Source organism: Pantoea sp. SGAir0175 (genome assembly GCF_043547855.1).
In genome coordinates this window covers 1-26,544 of the sequence record NZ_CP028081.1, presented here as the reverse complement: position 1 = coordinate 26,544, position 26,544 = coordinate 1, and the positions used below count along the sequence as shown (strand labels likewise).

General features: G+C 58.8%; 25 protein-coding genes. 12 read left to right on the top strand and 13 right to left on the bottom strand.

The features are described 5' to 3' along the window. Window positions 1-113 precede the first annotated feature (113 nt). The 3 genes from C1N56_RS00125 (at window position 114) to C1N56_RS00115 (ending at window position 3,766) form a co-directional block, all read left to right on the top strand. Entirely contained in the window at window positions 114-1,397 is a 1,284-nt protein-coding gene (locus C1N56_RS00125) for an MFS transporter (protein WP_021506893.1), read from the top strand. Window positions 1,398-1,463: 66 nt separating this feature from the next. Further along, entirely contained in the window at window positions 1,464-2,438 is a 975-nt protein-coding gene (gene ghrB / locus C1N56_RS00120) for a glyoxylate/hydroxypyruvate reductase GhrB (protein WP_150361085.1), read from the top strand. Between the two features lie 80 nt (window positions 2,439-2,518). After that, on the top strand, window positions 2,519-3,766 hold the full coding sequence (locus tag C1N56_RS00115; RefSeq protein WP_394516989.1) for a valine--pyruvate transaminase: 1,248 nt from the start codon (window positions 2,519-2,521) through the stop codon (window positions 3,764-3,766). Here the strand turns inward: C1N56_RS00115 and C1N56_RS00110 are convergent. Next, on the bottom strand, window positions 3,763-5,208 hold the full coding sequence (locus C1N56_RS00110) for an aminotransferase-like domain-containing protein (RefSeq protein WP_058770738.1): 1,446 nt from the start codon (window positions 5,206-5,208) through the stop codon (window positions 3,763-3,765). The two genes, C1N56_RS00115 and C1N56_RS00110, sit on opposite strands and share 4 nt — an antisense overlap. A 171-nt stretch (window positions 5,209-5,379) precedes the next feature. Here C1N56_RS00110 and C1N56_RS00105 point away from each other — a divergent pair, with 171 nt between their 5' ends. Genes C1N56_RS00105 through C1N56_RS00080 form a run of 6 tightly spaced genes read left to right on the top strand, consistent with a single transcriptional unit; the run spans window position 5,380 to window position 11,098 of the window. Then, window positions 5,380-6,846 carry a hypothetical protein gene (locus C1N56_RS00105; protein WP_394516988.1) on the top strand — a complete coding sequence of 489 codons (1,467 nt, stop codon included), beginning with the start codon at window positions 5,380-5,382 and terminating at the stop codon, window positions 6,844-6,846. Window positions 6,847-6,863: 17 nt separating this feature from the next. After that, window positions 6,864-8,141 (top strand): ATP-grasp domain-containing protein, encoded by a 1,278-nt coding sequence (locus C1N56_RS00100; RefSeq protein ID WP_394516987.1) that lies wholly within the window; start codon window positions 6,864-6,866, stop codon window positions 8,139-8,141. Further along, window positions 8,129-8,839: a class II glutamine amidotransferase gene (locus C1N56_RS00095; protein ID WP_394516986.1), complete on the top strand. Its 711-nt coding sequence runs from the start codon at window positions 8,129-8,131 to the stop codon at window positions 8,837-8,839. Before C1N56_RS00100 ends, C1N56_RS00095 begins: the two co-directional genes overlap by 13 nt. Window positions 8,840-8,843: 4 nt before the next feature. Further along, the gene (locus tag C1N56_RS00090; RefSeq protein ID WP_021506900.1) at window positions 8,844-9,644 is read left to right on the top strand and encodes a 2OG-Fe(II)-dependent halogenase WelO5 family protein; all 801 of its coding nucleotides are present in this window, start codon (window positions 8,844-8,846) and stop codon (window positions 9,642-9,644) included. 26 nt (window positions 9,645-9,670) lie between these two features. After that, entirely contained in the window at window positions 9,671-10,171 is a 501-nt protein-coding gene (locus C1N56_RS00085) for a YbaK/EbsC family protein (RefSeq protein WP_058758191.1), read from the top strand. A 21-nt stretch (window positions 10,172-10,192) separates the two neighbouring features. After that, window positions 10,193-11,098 (top strand): EamA family transporter, encoded by a 906-nt coding sequence (locus tag C1N56_RS00080; RefSeq protein ID WP_288420820.1) that lies wholly within the window; start codon window positions 10,193-10,195, stop codon window positions 11,096-11,098. A gap of 58 nt (window positions 11,099-11,156) precedes the next feature. Here the strand turns inward: C1N56_RS00080 and ibpA are convergent, their stop codons facing one another. Then, window positions 11,157-11,573 carry a small heat shock chaperone IbpA gene (gene ibpA, locus C1N56_RS00075; RefSeq protein WP_010617843.1) on the bottom strand — a complete coding sequence of 139 codons (417 nt, stop codon included), beginning with the start codon at window positions 11,571-11,573 and terminating at the stop codon, window positions 11,157-11,159. A gap of 285 nt (window positions 11,574-11,858) precedes the next feature. On the opposite strand from ibpA, the gene C1N56_RS00070 reads away from it, so the two are divergent. Next, entirely contained in the window at window positions 11,859-12,218 is a 360-nt protein-coding gene (locus tag C1N56_RS00070) for a YceK/YidQ family lipoprotein (protein WP_288420887.1), read from the top strand. Here C1N56_RS00070 and C1N56_RS00065 read toward each other — a convergent pair. The 7 genes from C1N56_RS00065 to yidA form a co-directional block, all read right to left on the bottom strand. Next, complete coding sequence (locus tag C1N56_RS00065; protein WP_394516985.1) at window positions 12,196-13,458, bottom strand: DUF3748 domain-containing protein; 1,263 nt, start codon at window positions 13,456-13,458, stop codon at window positions 12,196-12,198. The genes C1N56_RS00070 and C1N56_RS00065 overlap by 23 nt on opposite strands. A gap of 106 nt (window positions 13,459-13,564) precedes the next feature. Further along, window positions 13,565-14,857, bottom strand: a complete 1,293-nt coding sequence (locus C1N56_RS00060; protein WP_394516984.1) for an MFS transporter — start codon at window positions 14,855-14,857, stop codon at window positions 13,565-13,567. 244 nt (window positions 14,858-15,101) lie between these two features. After that, on the bottom strand, window positions 15,102-16,250 hold the full coding sequence (gene dgoD, locus C1N56_RS00055; protein WP_021506906.1) for a galactonate dehydratase: 1,149 nt from the start codon (window positions 16,248-16,250) through the stop codon (window positions 15,102-15,104). Beyond that, window positions 16,247-16,864 (bottom strand): 2-dehydro-3-deoxy-6-phosphogalactonate aldolase, encoded by a 618-nt coding sequence (locus C1N56_RS00050; protein WP_021506907.1) that lies wholly within the window; start codon window positions 16,862-16,864, stop codon window positions 16,247-16,249. The genes dgoD and C1N56_RS00050 overlap by 4 nt, the downstream gene beginning before the upstream one ends. After that, window positions 16,848-17,726, bottom strand: coding sequence for a 2-dehydro-3-deoxygalactonokinase (locus tag C1N56_RS00045; protein WP_132466920.1), 879 nt, complete (start codon window positions 17,724-17,726; stop codon window positions 16,848-16,850). Before C1N56_RS00045 ends, C1N56_RS00050 begins: the two co-directional genes overlap by 17 nt. Then, a complete protein-coding gene (locus tag C1N56_RS00040; protein WP_394516983.1) occupies window positions 17,723-18,421 on the bottom strand; it encodes a FadR/GntR family transcriptional regulator in 699 nt (232 codons plus the stop codon). The genes C1N56_RS00045 and C1N56_RS00040 overlap by 4 nt, the downstream gene beginning before the upstream one ends. 216 nt (window positions 18,422-18,637) lie before the next feature. Beyond that, a complete protein-coding gene (gene yidA / locus C1N56_RS00035; protein WP_058758197.1) occupies window positions 18,638-19,447 on the bottom strand; it encodes a sugar-phosphatase in 810 nt (269 codons plus the stop codon). A gap of 206 nt (window positions 19,448-19,653) precedes the next feature. Between yidA and C1N56_RS00030 the strand changes: the two genes are divergently transcribed. Together C1N56_RS00030 and C1N56_RS00025 are read left to right on the top strand one after the other, a co-directional pair. Beyond that, the gene (locus C1N56_RS00030; RefSeq protein ID WP_058758198.1) at window positions 19,654-20,007 is read left to right on the top strand and encodes a type II toxin-antitoxin system RelE/ParE family toxin; all 354 of its coding nucleotides are present in this window, start codon (window positions 19,654-19,656) and stop codon (window positions 20,005-20,007) included. Beyond that, complete coding sequence (locus tag C1N56_RS00025; protein ID WP_058758199.1) at window positions 20,004-20,309, top strand: helix-turn-helix domain-containing protein; 306 nt, start codon at window positions 20,004-20,006, stop codon at window positions 20,307-20,309. The genes C1N56_RS00030 and C1N56_RS00025 overlap by 4 nt, the downstream gene beginning before the upstream one ends. Window positions 20,310-20,351: 42 nt before the next feature. Here C1N56_RS00025 and gyrB read toward each other — a convergent pair whose 3' ends face one another. The 4 genes from gyrB to dnaA form a co-directional block, all read right to left on the bottom strand. Next, complete coding sequence (gyrB, locus tag C1N56_RS00020) at window positions 20,352-22,760, bottom strand: DNA topoisomerase (ATP-hydrolyzing) subunit B (RefSeq protein WP_127833470.1); 2,409 nt, start codon at window positions 22,758-22,760, stop codon at window positions 20,352-20,354. A 17-nt stretch (window positions 22,761-22,777) separates the two neighbouring features. Then, window positions 22,778-23,863: a DNA replication/repair protein RecF gene (recF, locus tag C1N56_RS00015; protein WP_394516982.1), complete on the bottom strand. Its 1,086-nt coding sequence runs from the start codon at window positions 23,861-23,863 to the stop codon at window positions 22,778-22,780. 171 nt (window positions 23,864-24,034) lie between these two features. Then, window positions 24,035-25,135 carry a DNA polymerase III subunit beta gene (gene dnaN, locus C1N56_RS00010; protein WP_010617831.1) on the bottom strand — a complete coding sequence of 367 codons (1,101 nt, stop codon included), beginning with the start codon at window positions 25,133-25,135 and terminating at the stop codon, window positions 24,035-24,037. A gap of 5 nt (window positions 25,136-25,140) precedes the next feature. Then, window positions 25,141-26,544 (bottom strand): chromosomal replication initiator protein DnaA, encoded by a 1,404-nt coding sequence (gene dnaA, locus C1N56_RS00005; protein WP_031279599.1) that lies wholly within the window; start codon window positions 26,542-26,544, stop codon window positions 25,141-25,143.

Sequence of the window (26,544 nt, the reverse complement as noted above, 5' to 3'; positions counted from 1 at the left end):
CGCGCGATGAATCGCGCCGCTACGATGCCGTGCCAATACGCTAAAACTATCTCTACACCCTAATTTCGAGACGCATCCACAGAATGCGCCCGCCTCAACCAGAGGAGTCACCCATGAAATCGCAGACAATCGCGCCAAAACGCTGGTGGTATATCATGCCCATCGTGTTTATCACCTACAGTCTGGCGTATCTGGACCGGGCGAACTTTAGCTTCGCCTCTGCCGCAGGGATAAATGAGGATCTCGGTATCACCAAAGGCATGTCATCGCTGCTCGGTGCCCTGTTCTTCCTTGGCTACTTCTTCTTTCAGATCCCCGGCGCGGTCTATGCCGAACGCCGCAGCGTAAAAAAACTGATTTTCTGGTGTCTGATTCTGTGGGGCGGCTGCGCCTCGCTGACCGGTATCGTCAGCAATATTCCGATGCTGGCCGCCATCCGCTTTGTGCTCGGCGTGGTGGAAGCGGCGGTGATGCCGGCGATGCTGATCTACATCAGCAACTGGTTTACCAAATCCGAGCGCTCACGCGCGAATACCTTCCTGATCCTCGGCAACCCGGTGACGGTGCTGTGGATGTCGGTGGTGTCCGGCTACCTGATTAACTCCTTTGGCTGGCGCGAGATGTTCATCATCGAGGGCTTCCCGGCGGTGATCTGGGCGATTGCCTGGTGGTTTATGGTGCAGGATAAACCGGCCCAGGCCAAATGGATGAGCGACGAAGAGAAAGCGGCGCTGCAGGCGCAGCTGCAGAAGGAGCAGGAGAACATTAAAGCGGTGCGCAACTACAGCGAAGCCTTCCGCAACCGCAACGTTATCCTGCTGTGCCTGCAATATTTTGCCTGGAGCATCGGCGTGTACGGTTTCGTGCTGTGGCTGCCGTCGATTCTGCGTAACGGCACGCAGATGGGCATGGTCGAAGCGGGCTGGCTGTCGGCGGTACCGTATCTGGTGGCGACCATCGCCATGCTGGTAGTGTCGTGGGCGTCGGACAAGACGCAAAACCGTAAGCTGTTTGTCTGGCCGCTGCTGCTGATTGGCGCACTGGCATTCCTCGGCTCGTGGATGGTGGGCTCCAGCAACTTCTGGCTGTCGTATGCGCTGCTGGTGATTGCCGGCGGTGCGATGTACGCCCCGTATGGCCCGTTCTTCGCCATCATTCCGGAGATGCTGCCGCGCAATGTTTCCGGCGGTGCCATGGCGCTGATTAACAGTATGGGCGCACTGGGTTCCTTCATCGGTTCATGGATCGTAGGCTATCTTAATGGGGCGACCGGCAGTCCTGCCGCCTCCTATGTCTTTATGGGTGCTGCGCTACTGGCGTCGGTGTGGCTGACGCTGATTGTCAAACCGGCGGCCAACAAAACGCCGCCGCCAATTCACGGGGCGAAGCACGCCTGAAAGCGTAAGCGATGACTTTTCCGGGCGACTCAGGTCGCCCGTCACACGTTCTACAGGGAGCAAATAATGAAACCTGCTGTGATTCTGTATAAGAGCCTGCCCGATGACCTGCGTGCCAAGCTGGACCAGCACTTCAGCGTCACGGAAGTGAAAGATGTCTCGCCGGAGACGGTGAAACAGCATGCGGCGCAGTTCGCCGCAGCGCAGGGTCTGCTGGGCTCCGGCGGCAAAGTGAATGATGAGCTGCTGGCCAGCATGCCGGCACTGCGTGCCTGTTCTACCGTCTCCGTCGGCTATGACAACTTTGACGTTGATGCGCTCAACCAGCGCAACGTTCTGCTGATGCACACGCCCACCGTACTGACCGAAACCGTGGCCGATACCATGATGGCGCTGGTGCTGAGCACCGCGCGTCGCGTCACCGAGCTGGATAAATGGGTCAAAGCCGGTGAGTGGAAAAAGAGTATCGACGCTGAGCACTTCGGTGTCGACGTACACCATAAGACGCTGGGCATTCTCGGCATGGGCCGCATTGGTCTGGCACTGGCGCAGCGCGCGCACTTTGGCTTTGGTATGAACATTCTGTACAACGCCCGCCGCCAGCATGAAGAGGCGGAAACCCGCTTTGGCGCGCGCGCCTGCGATCTGGAAACGCTGTTGAAAGAGAGCGATTTTGTCTGCATCAGCCTGCCGCTGACCGAGCAGACGCACCATATGATCGGTGCGGAACAGCTGAAACTGATGAAGCCGAGCGCGATTCTGATCAACGCCGGACGCGGTCCGGTGGTCGATGAGCAGGCGCTGACCGCCGCACTGAAAGACGGCACTATTCACGCCGCCGGACTGGATGTGTTTGAAGTCGAGCCGGTGCCGGCCGATGCGGAAATCCTCACGCTGCCGAACGTGGTCGCGCTGCCGCACATCGGCTCCGCCACGCATGAAACGCGCTACGGCATGGCGCGCGATGCGGTCGACAACCTGATCGCCGCACTGAGCGGTAAAGTGGAGAAAAACTGCGTTAACCCGCAGGTCCAGGCTTGATCCCACGGCTTTAGCCATTGCGCCTGCCGGTTGCGGGCGCTATGGTGGTCTTCCCCCTGATAACAATGTTTTTACCTCCTATGGCTTTTTCTCAGTTCGGCGACAAATTTACGCAACATTCCGGCATCTCTCGTCTGATGGAAGATATGGGCGAAGGGCTGCGCACGCCTGGCACGATCATGCTGGGCGGCGGTAATCCGGCGCAGATTCCGGCCATCAATGATTATTTCAGTCAGCTACTGCTGCAGATGCATCAGGACGGCAAGCTGAACGAAGCGCTGTGCAACTACGACGGCCCGCGCGGCAAAGCGCTGCTGCTGGAGGCGCTGGCCACGCTGCTGCGCGAGGAGCTCGGCTGGCCGGTGACGCCACAAAATATCGCGCTCACCAACGGCAGCCAGAGCGCGTTCTTTTACCTGTTTAATCTGTTCGCCGGCCGCCGCGCCGACGGCAGCAAAAAGCGCGTGCTGTTCCCGCTGGCGCCGGAATACCTCGGCTATGCCGATGCCGGGCTGGAGGAGGATCTGTTCATCTCCGCCAAACCCAATATTGAACTGCTGCCGGAAGGCCAGTTCAAATACCACGTCGACTTCGACCATCTGCCGCTGAATGATGAGACTGGCCTGATTTGCGTGTCGCGTCCGACCAATCCAACCGGCAACGTCATCACCGATGACGAACTGCTGCAGCTGGATGCGCTGGCACAGCTGCACGGCGTCCCGCTGCTGATCGATAACGCCTACGGCGTGCCGTTCCCCGGCATCATCTTCAGTGAGGCTCGTCCGCTGTGGAACCCCAACACCATTCTGTGCATGAGCCTGTCGAAGCTGGGCCTGCCGGGCGCACGTTGCGGGATTATCGTTGCCGATGAGAGCACGATCGGCGCGATTGGCAACATGAACGGTATTATCAGCCTGGCGCCAGGCAGCATCGGTCCGGCAATCGCCACCGAGATGATTGTGCGCGGCGATCTGCTGCGCCTGTCGCAGGAGGTGATTAAGCCGTTCTATCAGGCCAAGGTTAGCGAAACTATCGCGATTATTCGCCGCTATATCAGCGAAGATCGCTGCCTGATCCACAAACCGGAAGGCGCCATCTTCCTGTGGCTGTGGTTCCGCGACCTGCCGATCAGCACCGAAGCGCTGTATCAGCGTCTGAAAGCGCGCGGCGTACTGATGGTGCCGGGCCACTTCTTCTTCCCGGGACTGGAACAGGCCTGGCCGCACACGCATCAGTGCATGCGCATGAATTACGTACCGGACAGCGACAAGATTGAGCGTGCGGTACAGATTCTGGCGGAAGAGCTGGAAAACGCCTGGAACGCTTAATCGGCGCTTAGCGACAGCTGGCACCACTGGGCCAGCTGCTGAATCGCCTGTTCGACTTCGGCATTCCAGCCAAAACCGGCGTTGAGCCGGAAGCAGTGATCGTAGCGGTGATCGGTGGCGAAGATGTGCCCAGGCGCGATGCCGATGCCCGCGTTGCGCGCCTTGAGAAACAGCGCGCGCACGTTCAGCGCCTGTTGCGGCATCTCCACCCACAGCACGTAACCGCCCTCCGGCTCCGACACACGCGTGCCCGCCGGGAAGTAGCGCAGCACCGCCTGGCGCATATGGTGGATCTGATTTTTCAGCTCGCGCCGCAGCTTGCGCAGGTGCGCATCGTAACCGCCGCTGCGCAGCAGTTCGGCAATCGCCGCCTGCGACAGCACCGACGTGCCCATGCTGGTGGTGTACTTCAGCGAGGCGATTTTGCGCATGTACTTGGTGCTGTGCACCCAGCCAATACGGATGCCGGGCGCCACGGTTTTTGAAAAGCCGCTGCACAGGATGGCATTCGGGCTGAAGGCGCGCATCGGAAACGGCCGGCGCTCACCGAAAGCCGTATCGCCAAAGATATCGTCCTCAATGATCACCACATCATTCTCATCGGCCTGGCGCGCGATATACGCCTTGTGCTCGTTGGGAATGCTTTTGCCCAGCGGATTATTGATGTTGTTGATGGTGAGATAGGCCTGCACCGCTTTACGCCGGAACAGCCCGGTGAGTTTCGCGACGTTAACGTAACCCTCCGGCCCGGCTTCCACTTCAATGACGCGCAGGTTGAGGTTGTGCAGCATCTGTAGCAGCACGAAGTAGCACGGCGACTCCACCGCCACGATATCGCCAGGCCGCGTGGTGGCGCGCAGCGCCAGCGAAATCGCCTCAATGCAGCCGTTAGTGACCAGGATGTCATCGGCGCTGATATTGCAGCCATAATCCACCGCGCGCCGGGCAATTTCCGCCTTCAGCGGCGCATAGCCGGTGCCTTTCACCGTATTACCGAGCAGCGCCGGTTTGCTGTAACCCATCTGCCGCATCAGCAGGCCAATTTTTTTCACCGGATAGAGCGAGATGTCGCCGTTGGCCAGATCGAGCCGCACGCGGCAGTCCGATCCCAGCATCGCCAGGTGCAGTTCGGTTTGCTCATCCAGCGGTGCCACTTCGCGCGGCTGCTCGCTGAATACCGCCGGCACTTTTTTCTCTGTGGGACGCGGTGCGACAAAAAAGCCGGACTTCGGCCGCGCCACCGCGTAGTGCTCATCCTCCAGCGTGCGTAATGTTTTCAGCGCAGTGGTCATGCTGACGCGATACTGCGTCGCCAGCGTGCGCACCGACGGCAAACGGCTGTCGGGCGGTAGCGATCCGCTGTGAATGGCCTGTTTTATCTGCTCAGCGATCTGACGGTAACGACTGCTCTGACTCTCCTGTTCCTGCGTTTCACCCGCCATCTGTTCCACCCCATATCGTGCTGATCTGTGCGTATTCATCAGATTACATTCAAAGTACTTTAGGCTGCATCTGTTAATTCAGCTTCACGCAGCACCTTCGTGGCCCGTTTTCCAGCCCGTTGTCGCCCGCACGGCAGCGGCGATTTTATTAGCCAAAGGATGAAGTGAAAAATGAATAATCTGTCCGCGATGATGAGTGAAATTGAAGAATACCTGACGCCCGCGATTCTCGATTCCGCCCAGCACTGTGCTCAGCGACTGCTCGCCGCCCTGCCCGATCCCGACCATCCCGAACGTAACCGCGTACTGCTGGCCTATGGCGGCGGCAAAGACAGCAGCTATATGGTGGCCTACGTACGTTACATTCAGGGGTTAATCTGGCAACAGCGCAACAGCACGTTTCAGCTGCGCATCAGCACTAACCGCCATGCCGCCATGAACGACAGCGTGATGGAAAACATCGACCGCGTCTATCGTGCGCTGCGTATCCATAACGACGCGTTCACCGAGTGTCTGGTGACCGACGGGCTGCAGATTCGTCCCTTCGATCGCCATTTGCCGATGCCGCAGAGCGTGCGTCAGCAGAACCGCGACGATGTGCTGATGAATGGTCACCGCTTCCGTGCCGACGCGCGCTCCACCTTCTGCAACGCCTGCAACCTGAGCATGGTGAATTCGTTTGGCCTGGCGGCGCACTATGATGGCGGCGTCGATGTGATTATCACCGGCGATTCGCCGCAGGAGCAGACCGCTTACCTTGCGTGGGCACGCCACCTGTCAAAACTGTTTGATGCGCCGATGGCCGATAAGTCGCGCGGCTTCAGCGGCTTTCTGCACACGCTGGACGGCGTGGCGGCGCGCTACTTCGCCGACATTTACGGCGCTGACCAGGTCACGCCGGCACATCGCATTACCTGGCAGCTGGCGCGCGACCCGCTGTTCTTCAACATCTATCAGGACACCGCTTATGAGGCTGGCGCGCACTGGGCGCTGCTGACCGAATTCATGCATTTCCGCTTCGATGAGCTGATGTTCAGCTTCTCCGAGTCGGACTGCGGCAACCCGACGTTAATGGCACATATTCGCGGTCTGCGTGCGGAGACGCTGTTGCAGCGCAGCTACGCCGAAGGCATTCGCGAATATGTGCGCTTTGCGCTCGGCCTGATGGTGCAGAAGGACTTTCCGCCGCAGCTGATCGATGAGATGGCCGCGCGCTATCAGGATGATGCCGCGATTGCCCGCGCACGCCAGCGCGCCGCGCAGTTCGCACTCGACGCTTTCGGCCTCAGTGAAACCCAGCTGGTATGCATGATCTATTCACCGTTTATCGCCGCCGGCCAGCAGCTGAAAGCCTGGCTGTTGCAGCTGCCGGCCGCGCCGGAAGAAGCCGCGGTGCGCGCCTTGCTGAGCGGAGAGAGCGAGGATGTGGCGCTGGCGCAGCAGCTCACGCAGCTGTCGGGCCTCAGCGTGGCGCAGATGCGGCACTGCTGGCGCAGCGCGGCGGTGAGTTCGCTGCTGGACGGCGCGCGCGGCGATGCGCTGTCGCGCGTGTTGCGTTTCGACCCGCACAAAGCGGTGATTCAGGTTAACAACGGTGCGTTACAGGACATCGTTACTGAAGTGATTTCCGGGCGTTAACCCGGTAAGGCGACGCGATGAGAAAGATTTTTCTGCAGATTGGTGCCACGCGCGACGGGCAAAATCCCTACTGCGCGGTGGCAAAACGCGAAGGCTATTTTACTGTACTGGCCGAAATGGGGGATTTTGTCGACTATCAGTCGCTCAGCATCGCCCTGCCGTTCGATCTGATTGTGCGTCTCGATCGCCCGGAAAACCCGTGGGATGTCCTCAATGCCTGTCTGCACGCCGGTCTGCTGGAGCATCCACAGGTGGTGCTGGCCGGTTTTGAGGCTTACAACGCCAGCGCTGGTCGGGTGCGTGAACTGCTGGCCGGCCCGGATGCCGGTCCGGGCTTTATCCCGCCGGATAAATATGCACAGCGCATGGCGCTGCGCAAAGCCTGGCCGCGTTTTCCGCAGCCGGAGTTTCGCTTCTTTGCCTCACCGCTCAGCATTGGCGATGCGCGGGATGCGCTGCTCTACCCCTGCGTGATCAAACCGGTCGACGGCGGCGGCGGACTGGGCATCTGGCTGGTGGAAGAGGCCAGCCAGCTGGATGCGGTGATTGCCCGGCTGCTCGACACCATGAACTATGGCGGACGCGGCTTTACCGGCTTTATCGTCGAAAGCTGGCTGGCCGGCGACGAATATTCGCTGCAAGGCGTGGTGGAGAATGGACACGCGGTGGCGCTGACCTGCTGCCAGAAGGTGATTGAGCAGCATACCGAGGCCGACGGCTGTATCAGCTTTTACGAATCCGGCCATGTGGCGATGGCGGCGCAGCAGCTTCCCGCCGCCTTCACCAGCCTGATGAGCTTCTGCTGTGAAACCTTCGGCTACCGGCGCGGCGCTTTCCACATTGATTTCATTATGGTGAACGGCGAGCCGCACTTTCTCGAAATGGGCTTTCGCCTGTCCGGCATGGGCGTGGTGAACCTGGTGGAAGAGGTCACCGGCATCAACTGGGCCGAGTTGGCCTTTCAGGTTGAAGCCGGACGCGGCCTGCCTGAACTGCACTTCGCCGCACCGTCACAGGCCGTCGGCCGGCTGCGGTTGCGCCAGCGGCTGCAGTATGACGCCGCCGAGCGCTGGATTGCCGACCACCAGCGCGGCCAGCTGTTACCGCCGCTCAACTTACCGGCGCTGGAGGTCTCGCCACGCTCATCGCTGTACGCCGATCTGACGCGCCACGCCGGGATTCTCGCCACGCTGCGTCTGCCTGCCGCCAGCCGCGACGAAATTCTGGCGGTGTTTCACGCCCTTCTTGCTGTTCCCGCTTTGACCTCACGGAGAGATTTACTATGTGCAGAATGATTCTGGCACACGGCCAGTTTGACGCCGCTGCGGTACTGGACGCCGCACGCGCCATGAGCTGCGGTGAAACCGCCGCGCACGATGGCCCGATTAAACAACATCCCAACGGCTGGGGCTGTCTGTGGCTGGAGCACGGTCAGATCCGTACGCTGCATGGCAGCGGCACCTTTGCCGAAGCACTGCCTGGCATTGACGTCACGCGTATGCAGCACAGCCGCTTTCTGGCGGTGCACGTGCGTCACGCCACGCTCAGCAAAAACCAGGGCATCGGGTTCTCCCATCCGCTGCGGCGCACTAGCGGCACCACCCAGTGGTACATGATGCACAACGGCTTTTTGCCGACCGTCTATGCGCAGCTGGGCATGGCGCAGTCGCGCTTTGATTCCGCTGAATATCTGGAATATATCGTCGACCGCGTGACGCCCGCCGATTTCACCCGCGACTATCTGCGCGAAAAAATGGCCCGGGTGGCGCCGGGTGGCAGCGCGGCAAACGCCATTTTCGTCACCCGCGAGAAGGCCTGGGCGTGGCAATGGCATCCTGATGACACGCCTTACCCCGACTATTTCACCCTGCATCGTTGTCAGCAGAACAACAGCACCTTTATCTCCTCTGAACCTGTTTCAACACTGGGCACGGCGTCAGCATGGCACCGTATGAGCAACCATGAACTTCATGAAATTCCTTTTGGAGAGTGAACCCATGGCCATTTTCAATCAGATTCGCGTCATTAACCCCAACATGTTCGTCGAAAGCACCTGGCTGGATGACATCGTCACCGCGCGCGTGCCGCTGCTGGTGCTGCGCAATTTCCTCACGCCAGAGGTGCGCACCGCGGTGGTGGCTGATCTCCAGCAGTGCCGCGAGCAGGTACGGGTTTCTCACTATCCAAATGGCGCGCTGACCACGCTCGGCCCGTATCTGGCGAAGCACACCGCCGCGCCGGAAAACTATTTCACCGAACTGCGCGACATCCAGCCGGCGCTGCCGGCCTCGCTGCACGCCCTGCGCGCGCAGATTTACCACTGGGTGCAACATGCGCTGCGCCTTGAGAGTCTGCAAACCGCCACCGAACCGGCACTGGGTGATTACGCCGGCTCGATTGTGCGTTTCCACGCTGACGGCGTCGCTAATCCGCTGCATAACGACAACATCGTGCGCGATGCCGCTGGCAGCGGTCTGGCGGTGACGCACATTCTGCATCAGCTGAGCTGCGTCGTGTGCCTGCAGGAGTGCAACGCTGGCGGCGCGCTGCGCATCTTCAATAAGAAATGGCAGCCGGAAGACGAGCGCTTTAAAACGCCCGGCGAGCTGGGCTACCAGAGCGGCGTCATCGCCGGCAGCGAGACCTGCGAGTTCGCGCCGCGCAGTGGCGATATCTATCTGTTTAATCCCGCGTTTTATCATGAAATCGATCGCGTTGAAGGCGACACGCGCATCACCATGGGCTTTTTCTTTGGCCTGACCGACAAAAAAATGAAGCACGCCATTGCCTGGAGTTAATCCCGGCCTTAGACGAGGAAGACAGTATGACAACCTATGACAAAGTGATCGCGCTGCTGGATGCGCAGCAGGCCCGCTACCGCGTGGTGGAGCATGAGGCCATCGGCCAGACCGAGGTGATCAGCGCCATCCGCGGAAACGATCTCCAGCAGGCGGCCAAAGCCATGGTGCTGGAAGTCACCATGCCGGACGGCGCCGCGCCGCGCTATCTGCTGGCGATTGTACCCGGCGACTGCAAAATCAACTTCAAACACGCCGCGCGTGCCATTGGCGGTAAGAAGTCGACGTTTGCCACCCCTGAGCAGGCACAAGCGCTGACGCAGTGCGTGATGGGCGCGGTGCCGCCGTTTAGTTTTGATGACCGACTGGCGCTGCGCGTGGATACGCGCCTGCGTGATGTCGGGACGCTATGGTTTAACGCCGGTGCGCTGGACCGCTCGGTAGCTTTGGATGTGGATGATTATTTTCGACTGATCGGCGATGACTGCGGTGCAGAGATCGCCACACCGGTGACGGCAACCGCCTGATTGCCGCGCTGAGGAATGCGTATGTCCGTGAAAGATATGTTGTTAGCCCTGTGCGTCGTGGTGGCGTGGGGCGTAAATTTTGTGGTGATTAAGCTGGGTTTGCAGGGCATGCCGCCTTTTTTGCTGGCGGGACTGCGTTTTACGCTGGTGGCGTTTCCGGCGATCTTTTTCGTGCGTCGTCCGGCAATTCCGCTGCGCTGGCTGGTGGTGTATGGCATGACCATCAGCTTTGGTCAGTTCGCGTTTCTGTTCCTCGCCATCAAACTCGGCATGCCAGCCGGGCTGGCTTCGCTGGTGCTGCAGGCGCAGGCATTTTTCACCCTGCTGCTCGGCGCGCTGCTGCTGGCCGAGAAGCTGCGCTGGAACCACATCGCCGGCATTCTGGTCGCCACGCTCGGCATGTTTATGCTGGCAACCGCCGGTATGGAGGGCCAGACAACCGCGGGCATCACGCTGACTACCATGACGCTGACGCTGGCGGCGGCGCTGTCGTGGGGGCTGGGCAATATCACTAACAAGATTATCCTGCGCAACCGCAAGGTGCCGGTGATGTCGCTGGTGGTGTGGAGCGCGCTGGTGCCGATTGCACCGTTCTTTGCCTGTTCGTGGTGGTTCGAGGGCGAATCCGCCATTGTCACCAGCCTGCTGGATATTTCGCTGCAGACGGTGCTGGCGCTGCTCTATCTGGCGTTTTTCGCCACCATCATTGGCTACGCCATCTGGGGCAATCTGCTCAGCCGCTACGAAACCTGGCGCGTGGCGCCGCTGTCGCTGCTGGTGCCGGTGGTCGGTATTCTCAGCGCCGCGCTGATCCTCGGCGAAACTCTGTCGGCACAGGAGATTCTCGGCGCGTCGGTGATCATTCTCGGGCTGCTGGTGAATGTGTTCGGCGGTATGGTGAGCCAGCGCCTGCTGGTACGTACCTGATGATGCAGCCATAAAAAAACGCCGCGTTGCAGCGGCGTTTTTCTTTACTTCGTTAGCCTTATTTCAGGATTTCAATCCGGCGTGGTTTCGCCTCTTCCGGGACGATGCGTTCCAGATCGATACTCAGCAAGCCCAGTTCGAGACGCGCATCGCGCACCACGATGTGATCGGCCAGCTGGAATTTGCGTTCGAAGTTACGTTCTGCGATGCCCTGGTACAGGTATTTACGTTCCTGCTGCTCTTCAGGGTGGGCGCCGCGTACCACCAGCATGTTGTCATGGGCGGTGATATCCAGTTCGCTCTGCGCAAAGCCGGCGACGGCAATGGTGATGCGATAGTGGTTTTCGTCTACCAGCTCGACGTTGTACGGAGGGTAGCCGCCGTTAGCCTGGTTTTGGTTGGACTCAAGCAGGTTAAACAGACGGTCGAAACCAATAGCAGAACGATAAAGCGGAGAGAGATCAAAGTTACGCATAATAAGACTCCTGATAATCAGCAAGTTTTGGCAACCTTCCACCATGGACAGGTTGTCCGGCCCGTCGGTGTCCCTGTCGGCGACCGCGTCGTGACCGTAGCTTAAAGATGGGTGCGCTCAGGTCGCTTTCAAGGGGCAATGCGCTTTTTTTTGCAGCAATTCTGACGATATGGCATACACTCAGGGGACGCTTCGCCTGACGGGAAGGACATAACCACAGAGTTATGCGGATGTCAGGTGACACACTCCAGCCAGGGCCATGCCATGACTGTAGGGATGATGATGATGAAAATGATGAAACGCTTTCCGCTCACCGGCCTGCTGGTCTGCTGCGCCTGTGCCACAGCAGGCTGCTCCAGCGTGATGTCGCATACCGGTGCCAGCCAGGGTTACTACCCCGGCACGCGCGCCAGCGCAGAGATGCTGACCGATGACAATACCAGCTGGGCGATTAAACCGCTGGCGCTGATCGATCTGCCCTTCTCGGCGGTGATGGATACGCTGCTGCTGCCATGGGATTACTTCCGCGCCGACGACGATAAAACCAGAGATTCGCCGCGCGAACGCGTGCTGCAGAGCGAGAAGATGGCTGGCACCCAGGCCAGCCTGGCCACCGCGGCGGCTATGCCGGCGGAATCGCACTGACGCAGAACAGCTGTCGCCAGCCGTCAACCTCGCGCATGTAGGCGATCTGCTTCCCGTCCGGCGACCACACCACCGCGTCGCCGCCCGGCGGTTGCGCGCTGCGCGCGGTAAGGCGCGTACACTGTCCGCTGGCTATTTCACAACGCATTACGCTGTTATCACAGATAAAGGCGATGGCTGCGCCGTCCGGCTGCCAGCTGAAAGCAGACTGAATGCTGCTGCGCAGTGAGGTGATCTGACGCGCCGCGCCACCGTTGGGTGAGACCGTCCACAGCTGCACAATGCCCTGCTCGTCAGCCTGCAAAAAGGCGATCGCGCTGCCATCCGGCGCAGCGCGCAACCAGTGGCGCGGCTGGAGCGCCAGCCCTTTACTGTGCGTGATGCGCCGCTGCTGCACGCCAGCCGGCGGTGCTGGCAGTTGCTCTGCCGTGCCCTGCAGCGGCGCATTGCCGGCTCTGGCATAGTCCGCCAGCGCCTCAGGCAGATCGACCACAAACACTTCCGGCACCTTCTCACCGCTGGCATTGCGCGTATCGCCGATAAAGGCGATGGCCCAGCGCTGCCAGCTGCCGTCCGCTTTCTGATAGCCGCGCGCGCCAATCCAGCACTCTTCATAGGCGCGGTCAATCTGATCGCTGCCCGGTTGTGGATCGCGCCGGGTGTGGCTTACCAGCACACAGTAGTGGCTGCCGTCATATTCGCGCGGATGCTGCTTCGGCGGGCACACCGGATGCAGCGGCACAGCCACGCCGACGTTACGCAGATCTTCACGCACATCGCGCTCATGCATCACGTGATCGTTATAGGTAAAGCTCAGCCGCGAGCCATCCGGACTGAACACATGCACGTGCGAGCCACCACGCAGCGCACCCGGCGTGTAGGGCGCGGTGATATCGCAGGCGTCGAGGTTCTCCGCGATGCCCTGCTGAACAATCACGCCACGCCGGTGATGAAAGTCATAGTGCCAGTGCGCATCGGGATGCTCCGGCCCATGAATACAGACATAGCGCGGCGGCAGATCCGGACTCACGGTCACCACGCCGACGTGCGCACCATCGCGCGCCTGATACAGCACCTCGACCGCGCCGCTGTGCACGTTGACGCGCTCAATGGTCAGGCTGGTAAACGAGGCGCCGGACGGGCGCACATCAAATGCCAGCCACTGGCTGTCGGCGGTCCAGACGTTGATATTGGTCAGCTGATGATGGCGCTGAGTAAAGGTGAGTTGTTTTTCTGACATGGGGCAACCTCAGATGTAACCGTTGCCGGACAAATTACGTGATGCCGTTCAGTTAAGCAAAAGCTGAGCAGCTAATGCGGGTGCGCAGGCATGCGCACCCGGAAGCTTAGCCCACGCGCTGCACATCCCCCACCAGCAGGATGTAAGAGAGCGCGCCAATCAGCGCAACAGCGGAGATGTACACCAGCGCGGGCGCAAAGCCGTAATCCTGCGCCAGATACCCCACCACCAGCGGAACCGTGATGCCGCCGAGGCCGCCGATAAAGTTAAACATGCCGCCGGTCAGGCCGATCAGGCGTACCGGCGCCAGCGACGAGACCAGCGACCAGGTGATGGACGCGAACCCGTTACCGAAAAAGGCCAGCGCCATCAGCACCATAATCCACAGCGGATCGTTGGTGTAGTTGGCGCCCATAATGCAGGTGGAGATCAGCAGGCCGCAGATGATCGGCGTCTTGCGGGCAAAACCGAGCGAGCGACCACTGCGCACCAGACGATCGGCCACCATGCCGGAGAGAATCACGCCGACAAAGGCGGCGAGAAACGGCACGGTGGTCATAAAGCCGGCCGTCAGCGCGGCGATATGTTTCTCCTGCGTCAGGTAGTTCGGGAACCAGGTGAGGAAAAACCACAGCGTTGAGGTCACCGCGAACTGGCCGAGATACACGCCGCACAGCTTGCGGTGAAATACCAGTTTCCAGTCGGCCGCCGTGAGTTTAACACGCGCGCTTTTTTCGCCCGGCGCATCGCCGTCGACCATTGCGCCACCGGCGCGAATATACTCCAGCTCGGCCTGATTGATGCCTTTGCTCTGGCTCGGCGCCTGGTAAACCCTCATCCACACCAGCGACCAGATGATGCCAATGCCGCCGGTGATGATAAACACCCAGTGCCAGCTCAGCAGTTCCTGAATCCAGATCAGCAGCGGCGTGAGAAACGCCAGACCGACAAACTGGCCGGAAGTGTAGAAGCCGACGGCCGAAGCGCGCTCCTGCTCCGGGAACCAGCTGGTGACCAGACGATTATTGGTCGGGAACGCCGGCGCTTCGAAAATACCGGTAATGGCGCGCAGGCCTATCAGCGATAATAAGCCGCTGGCGAATCCCTGTAATAACGTCGCCACCGACCAGCCGAGAATAGCAATAAAATAGGTCAGGCGTGAACCTACGCGGTCGAGAAACCAGCCGCCGGGAATCTGGCACAGGGTATATAACCAGGCAAAAGCAGAAAACACATACCCCATTTCTGCTTTGCTGATGCCGAATTCCTGCTGAATATGCGCCGAGGCCACGGCTAAATTAGCGCGATCGACATAACAAATGACCACCGTAATAAAAATCATCAGCAGCGTAATATAACGGCGACGCGTAGGTTTCGCCTGAACAGCAGAGAGATCCATGGTGTTTCTCCGTCAGATGTCAGCTGGCGGACGTGCCGAAACACGCCGCAGCCAACGCAGGGTAAGGTTATCGAAGATAAAAGCCGCAGCAGCGGTAAACTGGCAGCGCGGTGAAAACAGGTTGAGCGCTGCCCTGTGCCTTATATATTCCGCACCTGGTTTAAATAGTCAGATGTTTAATCGCTTGGTAATCGGCGCTGTTATAAAGCGGTAAACGCAGCGACCGGGCGCAATACCACGGTTATTACCACTCGGCTACCGATCCATCCGGAAAGCGCCATAATGGGTTACGCCAGTCTGGCGCATTTTTACTGCGCGCAATCACCAGCTCTTCATTAATTTCCACACCGAGGCCGGGTTTATTTAATGGATAGAAATGGCCGTCATCCATTTTAAAATCATCTTTATTGATCACGTAATCGAGCAGTTCAGCGCCCTGATTATAGTGAATGCCCATGCTCTGCTCCTGGAACACTGCGTTACGCGACACGAAGTCGACATGCAGACAGGCAGCCAGCGCAATCGGCCCCAGCGGACAGTGCGGTGCCAGCGCCACGTCATAGGACTCGGCCATCGCCGCGATTTTGTAGCATTCGGTGATACCGCCGGCGTGCGACAGATCCGGCTGCAGAATCGCCAGCCCACCGGCTTCCAGCACGCGCTTGAACTCGAAGCGGGAGAACATGCGTTCGCCTGCGGCAATCGGCAGATGCGTCTGCGCCGCCAGGCGCGGATAGTATTCTGCCTGCTCGGCCAGCACCGGTTCTTCAATAAACAGCGGACGATACGGCTCCAGCTCTTTGATCAGCACTTTGGCCATCGGCGCGCTGACGCGACCGTGGAAATCGAGGCCAAACTCAATGTCACTGCCAAAGGCTTCACGGATCTGCGCTACGGTGTTAACAGCGGCATCGACCTGACGTGAATTGTCAATGATGCCCATCTCTTCACAGCCGTTGAGTTTGAAGGTATCAAAGCCGATACCACGTAATTTCTTAATGCCATCAATCACTTCAGCCGGACGATCGCCGCCTACCCAGCTATAGGCTTTGATGCTGTCACGCACCAGACCGCCCAGCAGCTGATACACCGGCACGCCCAGCGCTTTGCCTTTAATATCCCACAGCGCCTGATCGATACCGGCAATGGCGCTCATTAAAATCGGGCCGCCGCGGTAAAAACCGCCGCGATACATCACCTGCCACAGATCATTAATCCGCGCCGGATCCTGCCCAATCAGATATTCCGACAGCTCATGCACCGCCGCTTCGACGCTGCGCGCGCGCCCTTCAATCACCGGCTCGCCCCAGCCGATGATGCCTTCATCGGTTTCGATTTTCAGGAACATCCAGCGCGGCGGCAGGCGATAAGTGGTCAGTTTCGTAATTTTCATCGTACAGCGTCCTTATAGGCAGCAATAAATGCGCGGGCCTTCTCCACGGTGCGCGACAGCGGCTGACCGGCGCGATAGAGATCGCTGCCCAGGCCAGCCCCGACGCAACCGGCGGCGATAAATTCATGCAGGTTTTCCGGCGTGACGCCGCCCACGGCAAAGACCGGCACCTCCGGCGGCAGCACCGCTTTCAGCGCTTTGATGTAGCCCGGACCAAACGCCGACGACGGAAAAATTTTCAGCGCCTGCGCCCCAGCCTGCAGCGCGGTAAAGGCTTCGCTGGCGGTGGCACAGCCTGCGGCAACCAGCATGCCGTGCGCCACGGCCTGGCGAATCACCGCGGCATCGGTATTGGGCGTCACCACCAGCTTGCTGTTGAGCGCCGCCAGCTGATCGACCTGCGTCGCCTGCAGCACGGTGCCGGCACCGATCAGCGCTTTATCGCCGAAGGTTTGCACCATCGCGCCGATACTTTTCGCCCACTCTGGCGAGTTGAGCGGAATTTCAATCGCATCGAAACCGGCGTCGATTAACGCCGCGACGTGCGCTTCAGCTTCATCCGGCGTGATGCCACGCAGAATGGCGATCAGCGGAAGTTTAGTGGGCCAGGACATGCGCAATACTCCTTATTCCGTGCTGGAAAGCGCGATCGCCCTCCAGCGTGACTGAATCTGTTCCGATAAAGGCCAGCGCCTGCTGATAACGCTGTGCCAGTTCACTACCAGCGATAATGACAATCGGCTGGCGGCTATGCGTTAACTGCTGCGTCATCTGCGCTACTTCATGGCCGATTAACAGGCCAGAGAGAAAATCACTGATATGGCGCCGATCGCGCGCGCCGAGCACGTGGGCGGCCCGCACTTCAAACAGGCGCGCCAGAATTGAGCGGTCGTGGCTGCCCATCTGCAAACCGTCCCGGAACGCGTCCGGACTGGCTTCCTGCACAGGTAAACCGGCACCAATCAGCGACTGCTTCAGCAATAAATGGTGCAGCTCGCCAGTCATCACGGTGCGGAAATCGATGACGCGATCCTGTTCCATCTGCACCCACTTGGCGTGCGTGCCCGGCATGACATACAGCGGCGCGGGCTGCAGCGTGACCGCGCCGAGCAGCTGGGTTTCTTCACCGCGCATTACGTTGTAGTTGTCGTCACGTTCGACGCTCAGTCCCGGCACAATCCACGCTTTTCCTTCCACGCAGGTCAGGCGATCGCTTAATGCATTGAGCGCCACCGGGCAGGCGAGATAAGGCACTGCCAGCCAGCCAGCGTTGCTGCCCACCATACCGGCCATGATCACCGGGACTTCGGCCACCGGCCAGCCGTCGGTAATGGTGGCAAACACCTGAGCAGGCGTGCGGTCGCCGAGGCGCGTCACGCCCGCTTCCGAACGGCGCTCATCGACGCATTCACCGGCGCGGTAATACCAGGCGCGCAGGTTGGTGGAGCCCCAGTCAATGGCGATATAACGGGTCACAAAATCTCCTTGAGTCGGGCGGTTGAGCTGGCAATCATCGCCTTCGCCGCCTGTTCCGCCGCATCGCCATCCTGGTGGCGAATGGCATCGAACAGCGCTTTATGTTCAGCTAACGTGCGCGGCATGTTGCCGGAGTCCGCCATGTAGGTTTGCGCAAACACCGCTTTTTGCAGCTGGCTGATCGCCACATTGAGCTGCTGCAGCACCGGGTTATGCACCGAGGCCATCACCGCTTCGTGATAGCGGATATCTGCGTCGTTAAAGGCATCACGGTTGAGGTGGTTGGCCACCATCTCGTTGTAGGCCAGTTCAATCGCCGCCAGATCGGTCGACGTTGCCCGCTCGGCCGACCAGCGCGCAATCTGCGGCTCCACCAGCACGCGCACCTCATTCATGGCCGCAATCAGGCGCGGATCGTGATCGTGCGACAGCGCCCACTGCAGTACATCGCTGTCGAGATAGTTCCACTGGTTACGTGAAGTGACAAACGCGCCGCGGTAGCGCTTCATCTCCATCAGGCGTTTAGCCATCAGGGAGCGATACACTTCGCGGATAATGTTGCGCGAGGTTGAAAATCGCTCGCACAGCTCCGCTTCCGCCGGCAGCGCAGCGCCCGGCACATATTTTCCCGCAACAATCTCTTCACCCAGCGTCTGGATGATGCGCTCTGTTTTACTCAGTGGTTCCTGCGTCATAGTGTTCGATTCCATGAAAGGCGTGAGAAATCAGATTACTGCTTTCGTAGTGCAAAGCCCAATCCCTGACGCATCCTGTAGCGGAGATTGTAGTACCATATGCATTGTTTGTACTACAATGTGAATCACAAAACAGACAACCCATCGGCGCACTGGCAGTAAAAAATTCAGCAGAGAAGTGACGGGCAGCAGAACGCCGCCCGCATCAGAGGAGGGTTACAGCACTAGCTCTTCAATGGCGTGCGCGACACCATCTTCCATATTGGTCTTGGTCACGAACTGCGCAATCTGCTTCACGGAATCAATCGCATTGCCCATCGCCACGCCGGTGCCGGCGTATTCAATCATCGCCAGATCGTTTTCCTGATCGCCAATCGCCATCACTTCTGACGGCTGCAGGCCGAGTTTCTCCGCCAGCATTTTTACGCCGTAGCCTTTGTTGACCAGCGGATTTAGGATTTCGAGATAGTAAGGTGCACTTTTCAGAATGGTATAACTGTCGCGGGCGCGCGCCGGTAAAGCGGCGATGGCTTTATCCAGCAGCTCCGGTTTGTCGATCATCATCAGTTTCGGGAAGCGCGTCGCCGGGTCCATCTCTTCTACGGCGCGATAACGCACCGGAATGCCGGTCAGGCTGGCTTCGTGGATGGTGTATTCGCTGATGTCTTTATTTGGCGTGTAGAGGAAGGATTTGTCGAACGCCTGAAAATGTACCCCAAGGTCGCGCGCCAGCTGTTCCAGGTAGAGATAGTCATCAAAGCCAAGCGTCTTCTCGGCCACCACCTCACCGCTGTCCGCGCTGTGCGCCAGTGCGCCATTGTTGCTGATGCAATACTGCCCCGGCTGACGCAGATCCAGCTCCATCAGGTAGCGCTCCACACCAACAAACGGGCGTCCGGTGGCCAGCACGATCGACACACCTTTATCCCGCGCCCGGCCAATCGCCGCTTTGACGCCCGCCGTGATTTCGTGCTGCGGATTCAGCAGCGTGCCGTCCATATCGATCGCAATCAGTTTTATCGCCATAACGTCCTCGGTTAATTCAGGGTCTGGCTTTAATGCTAGCGCGATTCAGCTCACATTGACCAGTTAATCGGCAGATAACGCCTGTCATGCTTTGTGCAGCATTATCCGGTTTGAGCATTTGGTGTTTTACTTCTGCTGACTCGCTTGATCATATAAGTGATTGCTTATAAATTACTATAAGCAATCACTTATATGGAGATTGCGCTATGTGGGAAATCATTTTTACCGACACCTTCCGGGAATGGTTGCGGGCACAGGACAACAAATTGAAAAAACGCATCGCTGCGGCCCTGTTAAACCTGCAGCATTATGGCCCGTTGCTGCCACGGCCCTATGCCGATACGGTTAACGGATCACGCTTCCACAACATGAAAGAACTGAGAATACAGTACGCTGGTCAGCCAATTCGGGCGCTATACGCATTCGACACGCAACGCAAAGCGGTCATTTTGTGTGCTGGCAATAAATCCGGAGACAAACAATTTTATGCGCGGATGATATGCCTTGCAGATCAATTGTTCACGGCTTACCTCAATAACGCAGAGGAAAATCATTCATGAACGACTTACAAAAATTTATCGAGAGTGAGTTTACTGAAGCTGAGCAAGCTGACATTCAGCTGATGGCAGATGAGCTGATTCTCGAAACCGGCCTGCAACTGCTGCGGGAAGAGTTAGCGTTATCGCAGAGAACCGTTGCGGAAGCGATGGGGGTTAAGCAGCCGCGTATCACGCAAATTGAGCAGGGCGGCGCCGATCAGCGTCTGATCACCATTAAGCGCTACATTGAAGCGATGGGCGGCAAGCTAAGCCTGCTGATTGAAATGCCGGACGGCTCGGGTGGAAGAATTCTGCGCGTTTAATAAAACAAAAAACCCTTCCCGTTTGGGAAGGGTTTTGCGATATCAGATATCGATGTTGGCGGCTTTCAGCGCGTTCTCTTCGATGAAGGCGCGGCGCGGTTCAACCGCATCGCCCATCAGCGTGGTGAACAGCTGGTCGGCGGCGATGGCGTCTTTGATGGTGACGCGCAGCATGCGGCGGCTGTCCGGATCCATGGTGGTTTCCCACAGCTGATCCGGGTTCATCTCGCCCAGACCTTTATAGCGCTGCACTGACAGACCGCGGCGCGACTCTTTCACCAGCCAGTCAATTGCCTGCTCGAAGCTGGCAACCGGCTGACGGCGCTCGCCGCGCTCGATATAGGCATCCTCTTCAATCAAACCACGCAGGTGCGCGCCGAGTGCACAGATTTTGCGGTATTCCGCGCCGTCAATGAACTCGCTGTCCAGCGGATAATCGGTATCAACGCCGTGAGTACGCACGCGCAGCACCGGCTCAAAGCGCTGCTGTTCGCGGTTTTCCCGCACCTGTGCCACATAGCTGCTGCCATGCGCTTCGCGCTCGTTCAGGTAAGCCACCAGGCTCTCCAGCCATGCGGTCACTGCAGCCTGATCGCTGAGATCGCTCAGGGTTGGATGATAAACCAGCGCGCGCAGCAGCGCAGACGGGAAGCGGCGCTCCATACGTTTGATCATCTTCTGGGTGCTGTTGTATTCCGCCACCAGGCTTTCCAGCGGCTCGCCGCCCAGTGCCGGTGCGCTGGCGTTGGTGTGCAGCGTTGCGCCGTCCAGCGCGATGGCAATCTGATACTGATCCATCGCGTCGTCATCTTTAATGTACTGCTCCTGCTTGCCCTTCTTCACCTTGTACAGCGGTGGCTGCGCGATGTAGACGTGGCCACGCTCGATGATTTCCGGCATCTGGCGATAGAAGAAGGTCAGCAGCAGCGTACGGATGTGCGAACCATCGACGTCCGCATCGGTCATGATGATGATGCTGTGATAGCGCAACTTGTCCGGGTTGTACTCATCGCGTCCGATACCGCAGCCCAGCGCGGTGATCAGCGTGGCAACTTCCTGTGAAGAGAGCATTTTGTCGAAACGCGCTTTCTCCACGTTAAGGATTTTACCTTTCAGCGGCAGAATCGCCTGGTTCTTACGGTTACGTCCCTGCTTGGCGGAACCGCCTGCAGAGTCACCCTCCACCAGGTAGATTTCAGACAGCGCCGGATCGCGCTCCTGACAGTCCGCCAGCTTGCCCGGCAGGCCCGCCAGGTCCAGCGCGCCTTTACGGCGGGTCATTTCACGTGCACGACGTGCGGCTTCACGCGCACGCGCGGCATCGATGATTTTACCGACCACGATTTTGGCGTCAGACGGATTTTCCAGCAGGTATTCGCTCAGCAGTTCGTTCATCTGCTGTTCCACCGCCGATTTCACCTCGGAAGAGACCAGCTTGTCTTTGGTCTGAGAGGAGAATTTCGGATCCGGCACCTTCACCGAAACCACTGCCACCAGCCCTTCACGCGCGTCGTCACCGGTAGCGCTGACTTTGGCCTTTTTGCTGTAACCTTCTTTATCCATGTAGGCATTGAGCGTACGCGTCATTGCCGCGCGGAAACCGGCAAGGTGCGTTCCGCCGTCGCGCTGCGGAATATTGTTGGTGAAGCAGTAGATATTTTCCTGGAAACCGTCGTTCCACTGCAGCGCAACTTCGACGCCGATACCGTCTTTTTCGGTGGAGAAGTAGAACACATTCGGGTGAATCGGGTTCTTGTTGCGGTTGAGATATTCAACGAACGCTTTGATACCACCTTCGTAATGGTAGTGATCGTTTTTATCGTCGCGCTTGTCTTCCAGGCGAATCGACACGCCGGAGTTAAGGAATGACAGCTCGCGCAGACGCTTCGCCAGGATTTCATATTCAAAATCGGTGACGTTGGTGAACGTATCGTGGCTCGGCCAGAAACGCACGCGCGTACCGGTGGCGTCGGTATCACCGGTCACCGCCAGCGGCGCCTGCGGCACACCGTGCACGTAGGTTTGCTGATGCACTTTGCCGTCGCGACGAATGGTCAGTTCCAGCTTCTGCGACAGGGCGTTCACCACCGATACGCCGACGCCGTGCAGACCGCCGGAAACTTTATAAGAGTTGTCATCAAACTTACCGCCGGCATGCAGTACGGTCATGATCACTTCGGCAGCAGAGACGCCCTCTTCCGGGTGGATACCGGTCGGAATACCACGGCCGTCATCCTGTACGGAGACAGAGTTGTCGGCATGGATGGTGACCACGATATCACTACAGTGGCCGGCGAGCGCTTCGTCGATGGCGTTATCCACGACCTCGAATACCATGTGATGCAGACCGGTGCCGTCATCCGTATCGCCGATGTACATACCCGGGCGTTTGCGTACCGCATCAAGCCCTTTCAGGACTTTGATACTTGAGGAGTCATAAGAATTCGACATCAACGTTTCTCGCTCATTTAATCTTCAGGTTGAACCGCTATTTTACCCTGTTCCACGCGGAACATCTTGCCCTTTTCGTCACTCATATCGATTACATGCTCGACACCAATGGCGCTGACAAACACCTGAGCCTGCGTGGCTTTCAGGCGTTCCGCCAGCAGGCGACGACGGGTGTCATCCAGCTCGGAGGCGAAGTCGTCAATCAGGTATAAACAGCGACGTCCGCTGCTGCGCGTCAGGTACTCGCCCTGCGCTAACCGCAACGCACACATCAGCAGCTTTAACTGACCGCGTGAGAGTAAATCTTCCACCGGCGTGCCTTCAGCACGAATCCGAAAATCGGCTTTGTGCGGACCGCTGGCGGTGTAGGTGAGCGCACGATCGCGCTCGAAGTTGCGCTCCAGCAGCTCGCCGAAGTCGCTCTCTTTGTCCCAGCCGCGCTGGAAGGAGAAGCTCAGCGCAAACTCCGGTAAAAACTGGCTGCAGGTGGCGGTGATTTCGCTGGCAATAGCTGCGCTGTATTCAGCGCGCCAGGCGCTGATCTGTTCTGCCAGCGGCACCAGCTCCTGATCCCATGGCCGGATCTGGCTGTAGCGCGCGACCTGGCGCAGCGCCGCGTTGCGCTGTTTCAGCAGGCGACGCAGATTGCTCCAGGCCAGAAAGAAACCGGGATAAGCATGAAAGCAGCCCCAGTCGATGTAGGCTCTACGGTATTTGGGGCCGCCGTTGAGCAAAGTAAACCCCTCTGGCGTAATCAGTTGCATCGGCAGCAGCTGCGCCAGCTCGGCGACTTTGTGGCCGTCGCTGCCGTCGATGCGGACTTTGCTGTCGCCGGCGCGGTTTTTACTCAGGCCGACCGCCAGCTCGCGCTCGCTGCCTTCAATCCGCCCGTGCAACACAAACGCGTCCTGATCGTGACGAATTACGCGTCCGGCCTGCAAACTGCGGAATGCGCGGCCGTGGCCCAGTGTATAAATCGCCTCCAGCACGCTGGTTTTACCGCTGCCGTTGGCGCCCACAAGAAAATTAAAGCCCGGCGCCAGCGTGAGATCGGCCTGCTCGATATTACGAAAATTTTTAATCAGGAGGCGGGTTAAAGCCATGAATCAATCCAGCCAGAGGGGGTTGCCTAACATTAACAATCCAGGCCGTTGGCGGCGCAGGCAGTCTGGCCACGGCCAGCACGCAGGCCCTGGGAGCATACTGAAGTATGTGACCAGGGGCGAGCACTGCCCGGGACCAGAATGGCAAGTAAGCCAGGCCGATATTTTCTATTACAAACGCATGGGCATCACGACGTAGGCCGCAGCCGGACTGGCTACATCTTCAATCTGCACGCTGGAAACCGAATCCGTCAGCAGCAGACGCACGTTTTCGCACTTCAGCGCGTTCAGCACATCCAGCACGTAGCTGACGTTAAAGCCAATCTCCAGCTCGGTGCCGCTGTACGACACGTCCAGCATCTCTTCCGCCTCTTCCTGCTCCGGGTTATTGGCCGTGATGCGCAGCTGATTTTCGGTGATATAGATGCGAACGCCGCGGAATTTCTCGTTCGACAGGATTGCCGCGCGGGCAAAAGCCTGCTTCAGCAGATCGCAGCCCGCTTCCAGCGCTTTGTCAGGATTCTTCGGCAACACGCGGCGATAATCCGGGAAACGGCCATCAACCAGCTTCGACGTAAAGATGAAGTCGCCGACATGCGCGCGAATGTTGCTGCTGCCAATCTGCACCTGCAGCGGCGTTTCACCGCCGTCCAGCAGACGGACCAGCTCAATCACACCTTTACGCGGTACGATCACCGAATGGTTCGGCAGCGCCTGTCCGACAGGCATCGAACAGACCGCCAGGCGATGGCCGTCAGTGGCAACGGTGCGCAGCTCTTCGCCTTCGGTCTCAAACAGCATGCCGTTGAGATAGTAACGCACATCCTGATGCGCCATGGAGAACTGCGTGGCTTCAATCAGGCGTTTGAGCGTGGCCTGCGGCAACGTGAATTCCACTTCGCTCTGCCAGTCGTCGAGATTCGGGAAGTCGCTGGCTGGCAGCGTCGACAGCGAAAAGCGGCTGCGGCCGGAGCGCACCAGCATGCGGTCACCTTCCAGCGTCAGACTGATCTCTGCGCCTTCAGGCAGACCACGGCAGATATCAAGAAACTTACGCGCCGGGACGGTCGTCGCACCCGGTTCGTGCGGCTGGGTCAGCGCCACGCGCGCCACCATCTCCATCTCAAGATCGGTACCGGTCAGCAGCAGCGTGCCTTCATTCACCTGCAGCAGTAAATTTCCGAGGATCGGCAGCGTCGGGCGTCCGCCAAGCGGGCCACTCACCTGTTGCAGCGGCTTCAGCAACTGCTCACGTTCAACAATAAATTTCATATGCGTCAGGAAGATAATGTTCGAATGAGGTTAGAGAAATCTTCTTTGATGTCGTGGCTCTCTTCACGCAGCTGCTCGATTTTACGGCAGGCATGAAGCACGGTGGTATGGTCACGGCCACCAAACGCATCGCCAATTTCCGGCAGGCTGTGGTTGGTGAGCTCTTTGGCCATCGCCATCGCCATTTGACGCGGACGCGCCACCGAGCGCGAACGGCGCTTCGACAGCAAATCCGCCACTTTAATTTTGTAGTACTCGGCCACCGTCTTCTGGATGTTGTCGATGGTCACCAGCTTTTCCTGTAGTGCCAGCAGGTCGCGCAGCGCTTCGCGCACAAAATCGATGGTGATGGCACGCCCGGTAAAGTTGGCATTGGCAATCACGCGATTCAGTGCCCCTTCCAGCTCACGCACGTTAGAGCGCAGACGCTTGGCAATAAAGAAGGCCACTTCGCCCGGCAGACGGATGTCGTTTTCGTCCGCCTTTTTCATCAGGATCGCGACACGCGTCTCCAGCTCAGGCGGCTCGATCGCCACGGTTAATCCCCAGCCAAAGCGTGATTTCAGACGATCTTCCACCCCGTTGATCTCTTTCGGGTAACGATCCGAGGTCAGGATGATCTGCTGATTACCTTCCAGCAGCGCGTTGAAGGTGTGGAAAAACTCTTCCTGCGAGCGCTCTTTATTGGCAAAGAACTGAATATCATCGATCAGCAGCGCGTCCACCGAACGGTAGTAGCGCTTAAACTCCTCGATGGCGTTGTTCTGCAGCGCTTTCACCATATCCTGCACGAAGCGTTCAGAGTGCATATAAACCACTTTGGCATTCGGCTTGCGCGCGATGATGCCGTTGCCCACCGCGTGCAGCAGGTGCGTTTTGCCGAGGCCAGTGCCGCCATACAGGAACAGCGGGTTGTAAGCGCCACCAGGATTATCCGCCACCTGACGTGCCGCCGCGCGCGCCAGCTGGTTGGACTTACCCTCAACGAAGTTGTCGAAGTTGTGGCGGTTATTCACGTTCGAGCGGTAGGTCACATCAGCCGGTGCCGGAACCGAATCCCAGCTCGGGCGCAGCGGCTGTGCCGGTGCCGGACGATTCTCAGCCGGTGCGGGCGCGCTGACGCTGCTGGCCATGGCGGGTTGCGTAGCAGCCACCGGCGCAACCGGGCGCGTGCCGACCTCAAAACGCAGCAGCGGCACGTTCGCACCGCAGAATTCATTCAGCAGCCCATTGATACTATTGAGATATTTATCCCGAACCCAGTCGAGTACAAACCGATTTGGTGCATACAAGGCCAGCGTATTGTCGTTCAATTCAGCCTGCAGCGGACGAATCCACATGCTGAATTCGGTGGCAGGAAGCTCATCCTGCAAACGGGCAAGACACTGTTGCCAAAGCGTAAGTGACAC